The organism is Pleurocapsa minor HA4230-MV1 (assembly GCA_019359095.1).
In the GTDB taxonomy this organism is placed as follows: domain Bacteria; phylum Cyanobacteriota; class Cyanobacteriia; order Cyanobacteriales; family Xenococcaceae; genus Waterburya; species Waterburya minor.
In genome coordinates this window covers 1-14,796 of sequence record JAHHHZ010000029.1, presented here as the reverse complement: position 1 = coordinate 14,796, position 14,796 = coordinate 1, and the positions used below count along the sequence as shown (strand labels likewise).

The 14,796-nt window shown below is 40.5% G+C and carries 19 protein-coding genes; 14 read left to right on the top strand and 5 right to left on the bottom strand.

Annotation, left to right across the window (positions count from 1 at the left end):
- Positions 1–107: 107 nt before the first annotated feature.
- The 5 genes from KME09_20640 to KME09_20620 all read left to right on the top strand — a co-directional run bounded on the left by KME09_20640 (position 108) and on the right by KME09_20620 (position 2,121).
- Entirely contained in the window at positions 108–362 is a 255-nt protein-coding gene (locus KME09_20640) for a ribbon-helix-helix domain-containing protein (GenBank protein MBW4536348.1), read from the top strand.
- Positions 355–723 carry a type II toxin-antitoxin system PemK/MazF family toxin gene (locus tag KME09_20635; GenBank protein ID MBW4536347.1) on the top strand — a complete coding sequence of 123 codons (369 nt, stop codon included), beginning with the start codon at positions 355–357 and terminating at the stop codon, positions 721–723. Before KME09_20640 ends, KME09_20635 begins: the two co-directional genes overlap by 8 nt.
- Before the next feature lie 25 nt (positions 724–748).
- Entirely contained in the window at positions 749–1,243 is a 495-nt protein-coding gene (locus KME09_20630; protein MBW4536346.1) for a hypothetical protein, read from the top strand.
- Entirely contained in the window at positions 1,240–1,836 is a 597-nt protein-coding gene (locus KME09_20625; protein MBW4536345.1) for an enoyl-CoA hydratase/isomerase family protein, read from the top strand. The genes KME09_20630 and KME09_20625 overlap by 4 nt, the downstream gene beginning before the upstream one ends.
- Positions 1,837–1,983: 147 nt before the next feature.
- A complete protein-coding gene (locus tag KME09_20620; GenBank protein ID MBW4536344.1) occupies positions 1,984–2,121 on the top strand; it encodes a hypothetical protein in 138 nt (45 codons plus the stop codon).
- Here KME09_20620 and KME09_20615 read toward each other — a convergent pair.
- From KME09_20615 to KME09_20600, 4 genes are all read right to left on the bottom strand, one after another.
- Positions 2,118–2,603 carry a DUF1273 family protein gene (locus KME09_20615; protein ID MBW4536343.1) on the bottom strand — a complete coding sequence of 162 codons (486 nt, stop codon included), beginning with the start codon at positions 2,601–2,603 and terminating at the stop codon, positions 2,118–2,120. The genes KME09_20620 and KME09_20615 overlap by 4 nt on opposite strands.
- A gap of 404 nt (positions 2,604–3,007) precedes the next feature.
- The gene (locus tag KME09_20610) at positions 3,008–3,547 is read right to left on the bottom strand and encodes a hypothetical protein (GenBank protein ID MBW4536342.1); all 540 of its coding nucleotides are present in this window, start codon (positions 3,545–3,547) and stop codon (positions 3,008–3,010) included.
- 35 nt (positions 3,548–3,582) lie between these two features.
- Positions 3,583–4,653, bottom strand: a complete 1,071-nt coding sequence (locus KME09_20605; protein MBW4536341.1) for a relaxase/mobilization nuclease domain-containing protein — start codon at positions 4,651–4,653, stop codon at positions 3,583–3,585.
- Entirely contained in the window at positions 4,650–5,060 is a 411-nt protein-coding gene (locus KME09_20600) for a MobC family plasmid mobilization relaxosome protein (protein ID MBW4536340.1), read from the bottom strand. Before KME09_20600 ends, KME09_20605 begins: the two co-directional genes overlap by 4 nt.
- 387 nt (positions 5,061–5,447) lie before the next feature.
- Here KME09_20600 and KME09_20595 point away from each other — a divergent pair, with 387 nt between their 5' ends.
- Positions 5,448–6,647: an ISAzo13 family transposase gene (locus KME09_20595; GenBank protein ID MBW4536339.1), complete on the top strand. Its 1,200-nt coding sequence runs from the start codon at positions 5,448–5,450 to the stop codon at positions 6,645–6,647.
- Positions 6,648–6,923: 276 nt separating this feature from the next.
- On the opposite strand, the gene KME09_20590 is transcribed toward KME09_20595, so the two are convergent.
- Positions 6,924–7,382, bottom strand: a complete 459-nt coding sequence (locus KME09_20590) for a hypothetical protein (protein ID MBW4536338.1) — start codon at positions 7,380–7,382, stop codon at positions 6,924–6,926.
- Positions 7,383–7,645: 263 nt separating this feature from the next.
- Here KME09_20590 and KME09_20585 point away from each other — a divergent pair, with 263 nt between their 5' ends.
- The 8 genes from KME09_20585 (at position 7,646) to KME09_20550 (ending at position 14,541) form a co-directional block, all read left to right on the top strand.
- Positions 7,646–8,290 (top strand): hypothetical protein, encoded by a 645-nt coding sequence (locus KME09_20585; GenBank protein ID MBW4536337.1) that lies wholly within the window; start codon positions 7,646–7,648, stop codon positions 8,288–8,290.
- Positions 8,291–9,481, top strand: coding sequence for a ParM/StbA family protein (locus KME09_20580; GenBank protein MBW4536336.1), 1,191 nt, complete (start codon positions 8,291–8,293; stop codon positions 9,479–9,481).
- Positions 9,482–9,937: 456 nt separating this feature from the next.
- Positions 9,938–10,900, top strand: a complete 963-nt coding sequence (locus tag KME09_20575; GenBank protein MBW4536335.1) for an MBL fold metallo-hydrolase — start codon at positions 9,938–9,940, stop codon at positions 10,898–10,900.
- Positions 10,901–11,041: 141 nt separating this feature from the next.
- A complete protein-coding gene (locus tag KME09_20570) occupies positions 11,042–11,797 on the top strand; it encodes a glucose 1-dehydrogenase (GenBank protein MBW4536334.1) in 756 nt (251 codons plus the stop codon).
- A 379-nt stretch (positions 11,798–12,176) separates the two neighbouring features.
- Positions 12,177–12,878, top strand: coding sequence for a class I SAM-dependent methyltransferase (locus tag KME09_20565; protein ID MBW4536333.1), 702 nt, complete (start codon positions 12,177–12,179; stop codon positions 12,876–12,878).
- A 157-nt stretch (positions 12,879–13,035) separates the two neighbouring features.
- Positions 13,036–13,656: an FMN-dependent NADH-azoreductase gene (locus KME09_20560; GenBank protein ID MBW4536332.1), complete on the top strand. Its 621-nt coding sequence runs from the start codon at positions 13,036–13,038 to the stop codon at positions 13,654–13,656.
- A 78-nt stretch (positions 13,657–13,734) separates the two neighbouring features.
- Positions 13,735–14,331: a DUF4269 domain-containing protein gene (locus tag KME09_20555; protein MBW4536331.1), complete on the top strand. Its 597-nt coding sequence runs from the start codon at positions 13,735–13,737 to the stop codon at positions 14,329–14,331.
- Positions 14,332–14,433: 102 nt separating this feature from the next.
- On the top strand, positions 14,434–14,541 hold the full coding sequence (locus KME09_20550; GenBank protein ID MBW4536330.1) for an AraC family transcriptional regulator: 108 nt from the start codon (positions 14,434–14,436) through the stop codon (positions 14,539–14,541).
- Positions 14,542–14,796: the final 255 nt, after the last annotated feature.

Here is a 14,796-nt window from a genome sequence, read left to right as displayed (position 1 = left end):
CTAGTAGCCGAAATCAATTAATTTACAGGGTTTAAGCGTATATTGATTTAATCATTGCTATTTTGCTATAATTATTGATATCAAAAAATACATCATTTTAAACATCAATGCGTACTACTATTACTATTCCAGATGCTCTAGTGGCTGAAGCTGACGCTCTAGTTGGTAGCGGAGGAATTGCTACCCGTAATCAGCTTATAATTGAGGCTCTGCAAAATTGGGTTGAACTGAGAAAGGAAGAATTAATCGATAATGAGTTTACAATGATGGCAAGCGATTCAGATTATATAGCCGAGACGTTGGCGATTGAATCAGAGTTTACCCGAAGCGACCTGGAAGTAGCGGCCTCCAACGATGATTAGAGGAGATATTTATCAGGCAGATTTAGATCCAACTCAAGATTCAGAGCAAGCTGGTAGGCGACCTGTCCTAAAGGATACCGCTTCGCATATAGTAATAGTTAGTCGAGATGTAATTAACCGCAGCTCTCCTGTTGTAGTAGTTGTACCAATTACTAAATTTACCCCAGAAAAAAAGATTTATCCTAGCCACCATTTAGTCAAAGCAACGGATGGTAACGGTTTGACTCAAGACAGTATGATCAAGTGCGAACAAATTAGAGCGCTCGCTAAATCTCGTCTGTCACGCAAATGGGGTAGTTTGAGTGAAGAGGATTTAGCAAAGGTAGATGCTGCTCTAAAAATAGTTTTGTCTTTAAAGTGAATGATATCGATCCTGAATCTGAGTGATGGGCAAAAAACCTAACCCAACTTGTCTTTACTGCGCCAAGAATTACCGTACAGAGGCAGAAGCTAAAGAAAAACATCCTGAATGCTATGTCGGTCATAACTGTCGAATCAAGCGAGGTCGTTTAAGAAATCCTGGAAAGGTTAATGCTAAACGTCGCCAAAACAATGCTAGGAAAAAAGGTATTACTACTATAGAGCCGATATTGCCCGAAGCATATCGAGCCGAACTTGAGATTTATGGCAAGCAGAATCAGTTTGTTCACGCGATTAGCCTAAAAATTTATCAAGGCAACAAGCTATCCCATCAGATGTTACCGCAGCACACTCAAGGATTGAGGCAGCTAGAGCTGGAAGAATATATTAAAAAGCTTCTAAATTATCTAGAGACTGAGTATGGGGTTGATTGTTATGGACTGATCTATTGGCTAAGTCCTGCTGATTGCCCCGAATGCAAGATCAATGTGCCTAGCAACAAGACCGCGAACAAAGCATGATGGATTATTCTTTCAACAATATAATTAAGCAAGTCAATTTGATTGATTCATCACACTTAAGAGATGAAATCAAATTGCGACGGTCGGGTGAACTGTTTTATCAGGGAAGTGTGACTCTTCTGGCGCAAGCAGAAGCAGCTTTAGAAAATGCCCAACAAGATAATGTAGATCTAACGGATACTCTTATAGACAATAGCTTTTGTCAATTTTTAGCTTCTCTGACTCAACAAAGTATTAGCACTACTTTTCTCCAAAAATATTTGAAACCTCACAGTAGAGTCAAGTACGAGCGAGAAACATTTCATAAAATTCAATCTTTAACCTCGTCTGAAGCAGTAAGTTTATTCGACCTCGATCTAATCAAATCTGAAGTTATATCTATAGCGAGTGACGAAGATATCAATGCTTGGACCCGGCGAGTAACAAAATGTCTTGAAAGTAATGTAAAAATCAGTACTCTACCTCAGATCGCCAAAGCAACTAATTTGTCTATAGCTCAAGTATTTATTTCACTACTGTTCGGTGATTTTGAACTCGTACAGTCAGGGGATTTTTATGAGGGATTTGCGATCGAAGTAAAATTGGCAATCTGAAATATTGTGTTGATTAAAGGAGCTATGCTCCTGGCTATAAGCTATAAGCCATAAGCCATAAGCACGGGGCTTACATGGTAGGGGATTTAACCCCCAAAGTAGTCTTATCCCACTTAAATTCGTGGGGGAATTAAACTGCGCGGAAGCTTGAATTCAATTCAAGCTGCCCGCCGTCCTAAAGGACGACGCGAAGCTAGTGCCGTGGTATACCGCTCCGAGACCGTAGGGAATCCTTTAGGGCATATGCAGTCGTTGACCAGGCTTAAAGCTATTGCCTTTTGTTAAAGCTGATGATAAAAGTACCTAAATGTAGCCCAACAGTTAAAAGTGGGTCTGTTTATCGCTAGAGCATAATCTACACAATTTTTAGTTCCACCTTTTTCTGAATGCCACAACGCCATTAGTCGATCGCAATGATTGACAATCCATTGATTCCTTAGCTGCATTGCTTCTGGGCTGTAGTCACCAGGAGAGATAACTTCGATTTGAGCGGCTTTATTTAATAGCCTTCGATATCTAGTTTGACTAGTCTGAGACCACCTAGAGGCTTGAGACTCAAATGGAATTGCTGCAATCAAACCGACACCGCGATTTATGGCACACTGAGCTACAGCGATATCCCAACCCAAAGCCATACCTGATATAACTTTTTCAGGTTTATACTTAGTCAAAATAAAATCAGCAGTACTTAGCAAAGCTCGATCGGTATGTTGCGAATAATTACCTGGCAAGGAAGCAGGTCTATGTCCTGTAAAACCTAAAATCATTAACTCAAATTTGGTAAAATTTCATTCACTCCAGCCTGACAAGGCTACAATCACGCTAAATCAGAACAGGCTCCGCCTTAAGAAGTCTGACCGAAAGACTCAAGTATGAAATTTGGTAAGCAAGTATTTTACAAGAGCAACTGGTATCTAGTCTCCGATTGGGAACATAAAATAGATTTTCTCTAACAGATGATTTTGTTTGATAGGAAAGCCCTAAAGGATTAACTTCGTGTCGCGAAGCGGTATACCATTTGCCCTAAAGGATTCCCTACGGTCACGAAGGTGTATCCTTTAGGACAAGGGTATATCCGAAGGTGTATCCTTTAGGACAATGTGCTTTAGCATTTGCGAAGCTTATCCTTTAGGACTAGCTCCGCGTCGCGATCGCGACTGGATACCCAGCATTAAGCATACTCAAAAGTCAGCTTTTCAAGATCTTCATTCACTAATGATGAAGTTTGTATTTCTATTTCTTGAGCGCCATAAACAAATGTTCCTTCTCTTAATTGGAATATTTTTTTTAGTTCGAGGACATCATTTGTATCCCCAAAATATATCAGTCCTGAAATTCCTGAAGAATCAAATATATAATTAATAGCCTTTCTATAGCTTTCTTGAGTTATTTCCTGTCTACCCCGATCTAACTGAGATATGATGTTGGCTTTAAAATTATTCTGTTTGCAGTATTGCTCAACCTTACGGCGTACAGTTTCTTCTTGTTCTTTAGTGGTGCAGCGCAAATAGACAAAGATCGACTGTTTTTTTAAAGAGCGATAGACTGGAGAAGACTTAAATTCTTGGACAGTATTTTTATTAAATACTCTTTTGCCATTAGTTCCAATTCGATTAAAACTGATATGTCCATCGTTAACTAGCTTGTTTACGGCTGATTCCGACAAACCAAGTAAATCCATTACTCCCCTTAAATAAAGTCCTCTTTCCATCGTTTTGCTCTTAGAACTACATAAAATTAAATAAATCAACCTATTTCCCATTCTTGCTCTTTTGGCTTAGTCTGTTCGGAGTTAGGTTCGGGCTTGGTGTGAATAGTTGTTCTTGTTTCTGATTGAGCTTCTTTTGCTATATGTGATTCCCGCTCGCCAAAGGTTTGGTCTAGCATTTGCTTCATCTTCTTCGGAATATAATTTCGTATATTGATCATATTCCAACTAACATCTAGCTTTGGCTCTAATTCAACTATTTCATCACGATTAGCCATCGAAATTGCATCGGAATCCCGTTCGGGATCGAAACTTACCCTGTGTGACAGAAGCTTAGGTAGACTTGCATTATGCAGTTTACATCCCCTCACTTGAAAATTTTGCAGCTTATAGCTAATTCCTTTGACTACGTTATTTTCAATCCGAAACTTGGGGTCAATCTGTAACCTTTGCAAACGAGCTATGAATATTGACAAGCTAGGGTTATCATGGCTAGCTAAGTCAATACCTGATTGAATTTTGATCGTGTAAGGCACTTTTGGTCTTTCTTCTCTTTCTTGTTTTTGGTATTCTTCAATCTCTCGCATCATCCGCTGTACTTGTCCTGTAGAGACTGCCTTATATTCTCGTTGGTCTGAAGAAGGTACAAGGGTCAAATTATGATCGATCTCTTTTTCTCTTAAAATCTTTTCTAGCTTTTTTCGCTCAAAACTATCCCTAACTCTGCGACCTTCAAAATCAATCATATTAATCAAAATATGAAAATGATCGTGATTATGAGTGCGATCGTGTCCTGGGTCAATGCGATCGTGACGTACTACCATAAACTGATTATCACCGTAACCAAGTTCTTCTCTAATCTTGTCAGCTACATCTTTTACCGTCCAATAATCCTGTTCTCCATCTTCAGGAGCAAAAGCAACTGAAATATGTTTGACTGGTTTTTGGCATCTATAATTCTGTTCGGCACAAAGCTTGAGTTCGGCAATCATCTCGCAGCGGTCGAATCCAGCTAAATTAGTATCGATAAGTATTGGAGTCTTTGTTGGATCGAGGAGATAGTCAACTATACCCCAAAAATCTCTACCTGTAGTAATGTTGCCTATCATTTTTTGTCCTTATCTACCATTAACAATCGAAGCATATTCAACTCTTTATTGACATTGCTGATATAGGTGCTAATGGCGCTTAATTCTTTTGGTAAAGGATAGTGAGCAGGAACAGCACCACCTTCTAGACGTTTTATATGCAAAGCTTTGGCTATTTGGTTAATGTTATTGCCGATTTGATTTAGTTCTCTTGAAACCTGACCCATAACTCGATAGGTCTGCCAGTTAACCTTAAATATATGATTTTTCTCAATAGGACTATCCAAGACACATCTGGCTATGTATTCGGTTCTAGTCAAATTAAACTCTTTGGCTTGGCGATCGATCTTAACTAAGTCTGAAGGATACCACTTAATTAAAGTTTGTTTAGTTTTATATTCACCTTTCTGGTTAGGATAATGAGCCATGATCATTTTTGGAAAAACTTAATTTTTTATTTTCCTTTACGCTTAAAGAAATGACTGTGATTTGAACCGATTAAAATAAGTATTTCTGTGCAGAATTGTGTAAGTTTCATGATTTAATCTAAAATAACCACTTATATTCAAGCTATAGTCTTAACTACTTAATTTGGGTTAAATTTCCGTCAAGCGGCAAGTATTCTTTTTGTGGTACTAAAGTACCAAGAATATATCTACTTGCACTGCTTGCTCTCCAAGCATTCACAGCCCCATTGCAGTCTTAATTCGAGTCGGTTATCAACTAAGAGTATTGCAAGAAATAAATGATCCACAATGGTGGGATACTAAATAAACAATTACTGTGCAGTCTATTCAATGTTTTCAGAATCCTTCATCCAACTAAGCGACAGCCTTAAATCCCTTTATATCAAAACAGCTCAAAAATTAACAGGAAGTGATCGACGACAATTTATGGCAGAAGTAGTTAAAAGTTTAGGAAGAGGAGGACAAATAACCGCAGAAAGGGAATTGGGCTGGAATAGACGTACTATTCGTAAAGGAATGCAAGAATTAAAACATGGAATGTCGATTGCTGATTCATTTAAGCTAAGGGGACGTAAGCGCATTGAAGAAAACTTACCTTCGTTATTGACGGACATCGTGTCAATTGTAGAGCCACACAGCCAAACAGACCCCAGTTTCAAGAGTAGGAAGTTATATACTCGCCTCTCGGCAGCAGAGGTTCGTCGCCAGTTGATCGAACTCAAAGATTATCTTGATGAAGAACTACCTTCACAGGAGGTAATTCGACAACGATTAAACCAATTGGGCTATAGCTTAAAGCGAGTTGCTAAAACCAAACCGCTCAAAGAGATACCAGAAACTGGAGCTATCTTTAAAGAAGTTAATCGCCTCAATCGGCAAGCGGATGATGACCCCACAACACTCAGAATTTCTATGGATGCAAAGGTCGGAATAAAAGTTGGGGAATTTGACAGAGGCGGAAAAACTCGTGTCCCTACTGTCGCTTTAGACCATGATTTTTCAGATTGCCTGACTTTAACTCCTTACGGTATTTTTCTCCCTGAAGGAGGGGAGCTATTTTTATTCTTCGTTCAGTCCAAACTGACTGCTGATTGTATCGTTGACCTACTTGAAGATTGGTGGTTGCTTGTCAAAGACCGTTTTGCTGGCATCCGCAAAATAGTTATCAACCAAGACAATGGGCCAGAAAATAATTCTCGGCGAACTCAATTTATGTTTCGTATTTTGGAATTTGCCCAGAAGTTTCAACTGACAGTCCAATTAGCTTATTATCCACCCTACCACAGCAAATACAACCCCATTGAACGAGCATTTGGATGGCTTGAACAACATTGGAGCGGTAGTTTATTAGATAGTGTTGATACTGTACTTAAATTTGCTTCAACCCTAACTTTTAAAGGTAAAAATCCTCTGGTTACTTTGGTTGATCGAGTTTATTCTACAGGAGTCAAATTAACCACACAGGCAATGGCACAAGTTGAAACACAAATTCAACGTTTACCAAATTTGAAGAAGTGGTTTGTTGAAATCTTTAGTGGCTCTGATTAATTTCTGGATCATTTTTTAATTGGAATATTCTAAAGAGAAATTAGTAGTAACTTTTTGACTCAAATTTACGCTAGTTAGCGCAAATCTACGCAATTTTGCTCGCCTCTTCAACCAGCTGATGATGCTTTTTTTAACCATTTAAGGACAGGTACAGACTGATATTGCGACTCTAGTTTTACGCAAATCGACCTTAAGTAGCGTAGAATTCGGCTAGGTAGCGTCAAATAGCGTCGATTAATTTTTAAGCTCAATACAAAAATTAAAGGTTAGATAAACTTACAGCTCTATGATCCAGCAGTTATCTGGCAGGAATGAAATTGTATTTTTGACTGACAACCAGGACAAACCGCCACAACCGCAGCCAGGACGAGTTAGAACAAAGGTGCAGTCAGGTCGAAAGCTAGCTAATTCAGCTAGAGTCCGAGCAGAAGCAACGATCAAATTCATATCCGAGGGATGCCTCCAGTCATGCTTGGTGGGAAAGGACAAAAGATGAGTTTTATCATGAGTCAATAGGTAATGTACTTGATTGCCAATAAGCGCAAGTTTCTGACCTAAGATTACAGGAGTTTGAGGAAACCTATCGCGACAAGCCTTTGCTACTCCTGCGCCCATTACAGCCATGCCGTTAGCTCTGACGTTGCCGTTAGTGGTAATGCACAGTGCAACTTCTTGAGTAAAGGGCTGGCAAGACCAGGATTGGCGGTCGAAAATGTTGCCAGTAATTTCGAGCATAAACAATTTGCAGATCAATTTTGCCTACTCCAGAGAGATCGCTTATAGAAAAGAAATAACTTCTACCAGTGACGAGTAGAAGTCAACACCTTGCCACGCCTATCGATCATATTGTTATTTGATTATTTGCTTATCTATTGACCGTGTCAAGGCTCTTAAAGATATAGCACCAGAGCGCAAACATTATTAATCGGATAAAATGTGGGAAATTTACTTGTTAATAGTTTTAAAAATCGACAAATATAAATAAACGTAAAATAGCTGTGAACTCAAAGAAAAATTATAAATCAATTCACTATAAGCTTTGTTCTGAAGGATCTCCTGATGTAGAATCTTTGATTACATATATGCAGGAATATAAGCCTCATGTAAGTACCCAGCAAAAAATAACGCAAGCTATTTCCAATCAGTATCTGGGTTTAGCAATTCCCAAAGACCATAAATACTTTAATCAAATAGTTTGGGAAGCTATGACTAATCATTATGCAGCAATAGGTATACTGGAAAATCGTTCGGGTATGAGCTTTAGATCGACTAATATAAGTAGTGTTCAGTCCAGTCCAATCTATCTACCCAGTGCTACTTATTCTCCTGTTGCCCAACCAGCACCTCAACCAGTTCCTGTCTTTACTTCATCTATCCAAGAAGCTGTAGAATCTGCTCCCACCGAATCAGAGCTACCCAAACTAACTCCATTGGAAGAATTAGAAGCTGCTATAAACGAGTTCTCTCAACAATGGAAAAGCGGTGCTGACACTCTGAGTATCCTAAATTCCTTAATTGAAATGCAGCCAGACAATGAAGATGATTGGACAGAAACAATGTGGGATATGTATGAGGAATTTCGTAAGCAGCTAACTAATGCAAGATACGAAACAACATACGATCCTCAGCAAAATTTTAAATAAATGACTACTAGACAAGCCATAAAACCCGATTTTATTTCTAGTACTCCGATTAAAGTCCCTACTTTAACTTTAGTGTTAGACGCTGGTACAAGCTGCATCAAAACTATTTACTTTAAAGGTAGACGAGGCAAGCCTAAACATTTAGTCAGCAGTTCGGTAATTTGTCCTACCAACATTGAGCCTAGTGCAGCAGAATCCTATATTAAACTGACCAAAGACGAAAATTTTTATTTAGTAGGAGATTCTGCCGTTCAAGCCAAAGTCCAAACCAGTATCAAACAGCTTAAGTCCGAATCATTAATTCCCAAGGTCTTAGGAGTTATTGGTCAAATAGCTAAAAATGAATCATTATCTAATCAATTTAAGCTGGATACGACATTGCTGTTGCCGATGTCGGAGATGAACGATCGAGACTTCATCAAATCAGAGCTAACCGAGGCTTTGTCTAATTTTGAGTATAGCGGACAGTCTTATCAAGTAGACATCTGCGGAGTCAAATTCAAACCAGAAGGAAATGGAGTTTACACTTATTTATCCCGTTCTCTTTCTCAGGACAAAAAAAATCATCAAAAGAGTGCCTACTTGATGTTTGGCTATCGCAATACTAGTCTACTCTTGATTGAAAATGACAAGTTTAATTATAGTCATTCCCACTCAACCGATTTGGGATTCTACAACTACCTAGATTTAGTCGTTAAATACAGTAGTGGTCTTTATCGAGATGATATCCAAAGGGCGATCGTGACTGAGGCTGTCTACGGTGTTAATGGTCAATCTCAACAGATTATCAAGGACTTCACCAGTCGTATTCGTATTGAAGATTTAATTCGTAGCAGCAATCCCCAACACAGAGAACGGGAACGTACCTCTATTTCAGCCGCAATCGAGCGAGCCGACACCGAATATTGGCAGCTATTGAGTAGATGGTTAATTGAAAAACTACCTCCCCTAAATCAATTAGACCAGGTAATCTACTGCGGCGGTTCTACTTCCTTTATTGAAGCCCCAATCAATGATTTTTTTAAGGATTGGCAGGGTAAACTTATGAATACCAATGCTATGAGTATTAAAATGCTTGAGAAACTAGAGCTGACTCCAACCTCTAGTAAAAAATTCATCGAGCAGTACTTACCAGTCCGCTTGGCTGATGCTTGGGGAGAATTTGTAGATTTGTCTGGCATAAAAATCTAAAATAAAACAATTTCTACAGCCAATCAGGAAGTTATCCTTGAGTATATCCATCAAAACTGTCCCAGTTGCGGTCAGAAGATGTGGAGTGACTACGACAACTTTAGAACCATCAGAACTTTGTCAGGAGTAGTCCGAATAACTTTGAAGGTCAGGCGTTGCTCCCATCGGCAGTGTAAACGCTATCATCAATAGGTAGTAGGGTTAACTCATAAGTCGCGTCTTTCGCGTCGCAATTGGCGAAGCCACGCCTTTGGCGATCGCGCATTTGAGTAGATAATCGTTTAAATACATACTGCGTTCATAAGAATCTGATAAATCGTGGTAAGAATCTGAAAGAAATTGAGTACTGAAACTCATTACCCTTGAAATAAATAGGACATGGTTAGCAACTTTAAGCATAAACCATTGTAGCTTCCTTGCCCTTTCTGTAATTTCGCTCGAATTCGAGGATACATCATGTTCTTTAAAGCAATTTTAGCTGTGATAACCACAGTGCTAATTATTACAACCTCGTCTATTTCTGCGGGGATGGCTACCGATCAAACTGCCAAAGCTCAAGTACCAGGTGTCTACTCTTTTAGGTTAGGCGAATTCACGATTACGGCACTTAGCGATGGTACAGTACCACAAGATCTTGATCGGGTACTAACTAATGCCAACTCGACAGAGGTTGACCAACTCCTCCATCACAACTTTCTGACGAATCCTGTTGAAACTTCAGTCAATGCCTTTTTGGTCGATACCAAAGATCGACAAGTGTTAGTAGATACTGGGACAGGACAATTGTTTGGCCCTGGGCTAGCTGGCAAGCTGCAACTGTCGATAAAGGCAGCAGGATATGCACCAGATGAGATTGACACGATCCTTCTGACCCATATCCATGCCGATCATAGCGGTGGTCTAGTCGAAAATGGACAACTGATGTTTCCGACTGCTACAGTTTACGTTGGCAAGCCCGATCTTGATCTATGGCTCGATCCCACGAATGCAGAGCGATTGAATCTCGAGCGCAGATATTTCAATGAAGCAGTCAAGACGGTTAAGCCGTATCTCGATGCAGGTAAGCTGAAATCATTTTCTGGTGAGACAGCCATTTTACCAGGAATTACCGCCTACCCCACCCCAGGACATACGCCAGGACACAGTTTCTATCTTGTGGAAAGCGGAGACGAGAGCATTGAGTTTTGCGGTGATCTTATTCACTTCGGTTCGCTTCAATTTGCCAATCCTGAGATCGCAGTTGTCTACGATGTCGATGCCAAGGCAGCAGCAGAACAACGGACGAAACAGTTTGCCCGTCTAGAAAAATCACGTCGCTTAATCGCAACTGCACATTTGCCTTTTCCAGGAGTAGGGCATATCCGTGCAGAAGATCGAAGTTATACCTGGGTGCCTGTAGATTATCGCTGGCGCGATTAACGAGCGGAGTGCTGCCTGATTGAGCCACCGCATTCACCATAAGAATCTAATAAATCGTGATAAGAATCTGAAAGAAGTTGAGAGTTATTAATTATTACACTCAAATCAATACAACTATTTTCACAAAATAAGGTAAATACAATGATGCTTAAAAATAAAGTTGCTTTAGTGACTGGAGGAACTTCAGGAATTGGCAAAGCCACGGCACTTGCGCTCGGTGTTGCTGGGGCAAAAGTGGTGTTCTCAGGTAGATGCGATGCAGAAGGAGAAAAAACTGCCAAATTGATTCGCGAAACGGGTGCTGAATGCTTATATGTCCCTTCAGATGCCTCTAATGAGGAAGAAATTAAAGCGTTAGTGCAAAAGACAGTCGAAACCTATGGACGACTCGACTGTGCTTTCAATAATGTAGGTAATGAGGGAGTCATTAAACCTTTACACTCTCAATCGAGCGAAGAGTTTGACAAACTGATGGCGATTAATGTGCGCGGACTGTTTCTGTGCATGAAATATGAAATCCAGCAGATGTTATCTCAAGGATCTGGCGCAATCGTTAATAACTCCTCAATTGCGGGTTTGGTTGGATTTTCAAGAGGTTCTCCTTACAGCGCGAGTAAACATGCCGTTATGGGGCTAACGAGATCGGCTGCCCTTGACTATGCCAAGCAAGGCATTCGGATTAATGCGGTGAATCCTGGAAATATTGCGACTGAGGGGCTAGATCGTGTCTTTAAGAAAATGAGCATTACGGCTGATGATGTTACAGCTATGATTCCGATGGAGCGCATTGCTCAGGCAGAAGAAGTCGCTCAAACCGTTGTGTTTCTTTGTTCTGATGCTGCCAGCTACATCACTGGACAACCTTTGGTTATTGATGGTGGATACACAACAAGCTAATGAGCGATCGCCTTTTTTGCCGTCGATCATCAAATTCTTTTAAGGAAGAGTACCCGAAGGGCTAATAGCTAATAGTTGAAAGCTAAAAAAGTAATGTATTCCGCTAAATGACAACACGCACTTAGAAATTAATTATTGGAGTTATGCAATGTATATTAAACGAATGGGCTTCTTGTACAAGCTCTACTTTATAGGCTGGAGAAATGGCTCTCTGAAGCACCTTCCACCTCTTCAACACTGGTTGCTCAGTATTTTTCTTTACTACCGAAGAGGTTATAACGAAGGTTTTCAGTGGAGGCAGTATAACCTTACACCGAAACAAGTTCGCCCTTCTCCATGAGAAATTGATCGCCTATTTCATTAACTCATTTTTTGCTTTATGAAAAACCAAGAATCAACTATTGTTTTTGACCAAGAACGCGCTTCTAAACATGACAAGCAATTCGCTAAATTGGCTCCGATGCGCAATGGACTCGATCTGTCGATCTGCATGGTGCTTTCTGAACTTCCTGACGACGCACGAATTCTCTGTGTCGGTGTGGGAACAGGCAGGGAATTGATTTACCTGGCTCAACATTTTTCGCAGTGGCAGTTTACTGCGGTAGAGCCTGCAACACCGATGCTAGATATTTGCCGTCAGAAAGCCGAGGAGTATGGGATTGCATCACGTTGCACGTTCCACGAAGGTTATCTCGATTCCCTTCCCTTATCCGACGCTTTCGATGCAGCAACCTGTATTTGGGTTTCTCATTTCATAACGCAGCCAGAAGAGCGACGCAACTTTTTCCGTCAGATCGGCGCACGACTCCGCCCGAATGGATATTTAGTGAGTTCCGATCTGGTTTCCGATATGTCTACTCACACTTACCAAAGCCTTTTGGCAGTCACTCGGCGGATGTTTCAATACTCTGAGATGCCTGCTGAAGAAATTGAAAAGATCATCGGCGCATACGGGCAGGATGTTGCCATACTACCAACCCAGGAAGTTGAGTCTATCATTGCATCAAGCGGATTCGATACACCTGTATTGTTTTTCCAGACCTTTCTCATTCATGCTTGGTACGCTAAGCGAACTCTCTGATGAGAAGTCCCTGACAGCCGAGACGCTGCACTCAAAAATCTACATGTCTCCAAAATTCCTGAATATTCCAAACTTCTGCGGGAGATTGCACCATCACCACCTCATTATAATATCACTAAACCCTTAATGTTTTTACCTCAGCAGGAAATTCATAGCGATGGCACATCTATTGCATATTGATTCAAGTCCACGGGGCGATCGCTCTAAATCTCGCCAATTGGCAAAAAAGTTTATAGTTGCCTGGCAAGACTTACATCCTGATGACGCGATCGCCTATCGCGATCTAAGACAAACGCCAGTTCCTCACGTCACCGAAGACTGGATTGCAGCTGTTTTTACGCCTCCAGAAGCACTGACTCCAGAAATGGCTGAAGTGCTGAAGTTTTCTGATGAGTTAGTGGATGAGTTTCTGGCAGCCGAGCGGTATGTTTTCAGTGTGCCAATGTACAACTTCAGCATTCCGTCCAACTTCAAAGCCTACATCGACCAGATTGTTCGTGTGGGTCGCACATTCACGGAGGAAGATGGTCAAGTCAAAGGACTGGCGAACGGTAAAAAGGTTTTGTTCATCACATCACGAGGCGTTGAGTATGGAGCAGGTTCTCCTTACGAAGGATGGGATTGTCAAGAACCTGCACTCCGTTATGCTTTTCAATTCATGGGTGTGACTGATATTCAGTTCATTCATGCCAATGGTTTAGACATGGGAGACGAGGCACGGAAACGAGGGCTAGACGAAGCAGAATCTAAAATTCAAGCATTAGTAGGCGGTTGGTAACGCCATGAAGCGGGTAGTTGAGAGATTTTGGTGGAATGAATAGGAATACCTTTCAATGGCTGTTTTTGCCTTTCTTATATGAATTTTAATTGGTTCGATATCGCATACCTATGTGGCGGAAATGAATCTCAAAAAGTCACATTTCAAATCTTGCAAAAATTACAACTCTTCGAGCACCTTAAAGCATTTTCGCCTGTTCTGGTAGGAAGCATTCCACTTGGTATTAATATACAGGACAGCGATATCGATGTTATTTGCGAAGTGTACGACTTTCCAAGTTTTCTTCAGAGAGTTCAATGTATTGATAAACTACAGCCACATACTCCATCCATAAATCAGTATTTGATTAATAATATTGAATCTATCATCATCAACTATCAGACAACTAATTTTTCCCTTGAAATTTTTGGGCAACCACAACCTGTTTTTCAACAACATGCTTATCGTCATCTTCTGGTTGAACATCGCTTACTCAAAATTGGGGATAATGCAACATTTCAGGCTATTCGGAATCTCAAGCAAGCAGGATTCAAAACAGAACCTGCATTTGCAAAATACTTTAATCTTGCTGGAAATCCCTATAATGCCCTTTTAGATTTGGAAATGCTGGATGAAGAGCAACTTGCACTTCGCATTGCCTCTGGTATCACCGATCCACATGCTTCCTATAGATAGCGACCGTAAAGTGAAGCCTTAACCCGCTGCAATGACTCGTTGTTTGACTGTAGGAGAATTCACAAGTCTCAGCAATACGCCTAAAGGCGTTAAGCTTCGCTTATCGCAGATATTGTTTTAAAAGTCGGTTTTTCCAGTCAAAGTCACCTGACGCAACAGTTTAAGCGATTTACGGGAATGACACTAAAGCAGGTTCGCCCTTCACCATAAGAATCTGATAAATCATCGTAAGAATCTGAAAGAAATCGAGTGTGGGAACTCATTACACTGAAGTTAAATCAGACAAGGAGAATCCAATGCAGCCAATACCAAATGTAGAACAACAAACAATCTCTCAAATATTTTCCACTTTTTTATCACTGATGAGCCAAGATGTTCGAGCCTTACTCGATCTGTGTGCTGAAGATGCAGTCGTTGAATTTCCATACGCTGCCAATACACCAAGACGATTATTCGGTAAGGAAA

Bases quoted from the DNA above. Each gene is read 5' to 3' on its own strand.
- KME09_20555 (MBW4536331.1), top strand. From the start codon at position 13,735: ATGAATTTTAATTGGTTCGATATCGCATACCTATGTGGCGGAAATGAA.
- KME09_20565 (MBW4536333.1), top strand. From the start codon at position 12,177: ATGAAAAACCAAGAATCAACTATTGTTTTTGACCAAGAACGCGCTTCT.
- KME09_20630 (MBW4536346.1), top strand. From the start codon at position 749: ATGGGCAAAAAACCTAACCCAACTTGTCTTTACTGCGCCAAGAATTAC.
- KME09_20590 (MBW4536338.1), bottom strand. From the start codon at position 7,382: ATGCTCGAAATTACTGGCAACATTTTCGACCGCCAATCCTGGTCTTGC.
- KME09_20610 (MBW4536342.1), bottom strand. From the start codon at position 3,547: ATGGAAAGAGGACTTTATTTAAGGGGAGTAATGGATTTACTTGGTTTG.
- KME09_20635 (MBW4536347.1), top strand. From the start codon at position 355: ATGATTAGAGGAGATATTTATCAGGCAGATTTAGATCCAACTCAAGAT.
- KME09_20615 (MBW4536343.1), bottom strand. From the start codon at position 2,603: ATGATTTTAGGTTTTACAGGACATAGACCTGCTTCCTTGCCAGGTAAT.
- KME09_20640 (MBW4536348.1), top strand. From the start codon at position 108: ATGCGTACTACTATTACTATTCCAGATGCTCTAGTGGCTGAAGCTGAC.
- KME09_20560 (MBW4536332.1), top strand. From the start codon at position 13,036: ATGGCACATCTATTGCATATTGATTCAAGTCCACGGGGCGATCGCTCT.
- KME09_20625 (MBW4536345.1), top strand. From the start codon at position 1,240: ATGATGGATTATTCTTTCAACAATATAATTAAGCAAGTCAATTTGATT.
- KME09_20575 (MBW4536335.1), top strand. From the start codon at position 9,938: ATGTTCTTTAAAGCAATTTTAGCTGTGATAACCACAGTGCTAATTATT.
- KME09_20605 (MBW4536341.1), bottom strand. From the start codon at position 4,653: ATGATAGGCAACATTACTACAGGTAGAGATTTTTGGGGTATAGTTGAC.
- KME09_20580 (MBW4536336.1), top strand. From the start codon at position 8,291: ATGACTACTAGACAAGCCATAAAACCCGATTTTATTTCTAGTACTCCG.
- KME09_20570 (MBW4536334.1), top strand. From the start codon at position 11,042: ATGATGCTTAAAAATAAAGTTGCTTTAGTGACTGGAGGAACTTCAGGA.
- KME09_20600 (MBW4536340.1), bottom strand. From the start codon at position 5,060: ATGGCTCATTATCCTAACCAGAAAGGTGAATATAAAACTAAACAAACT.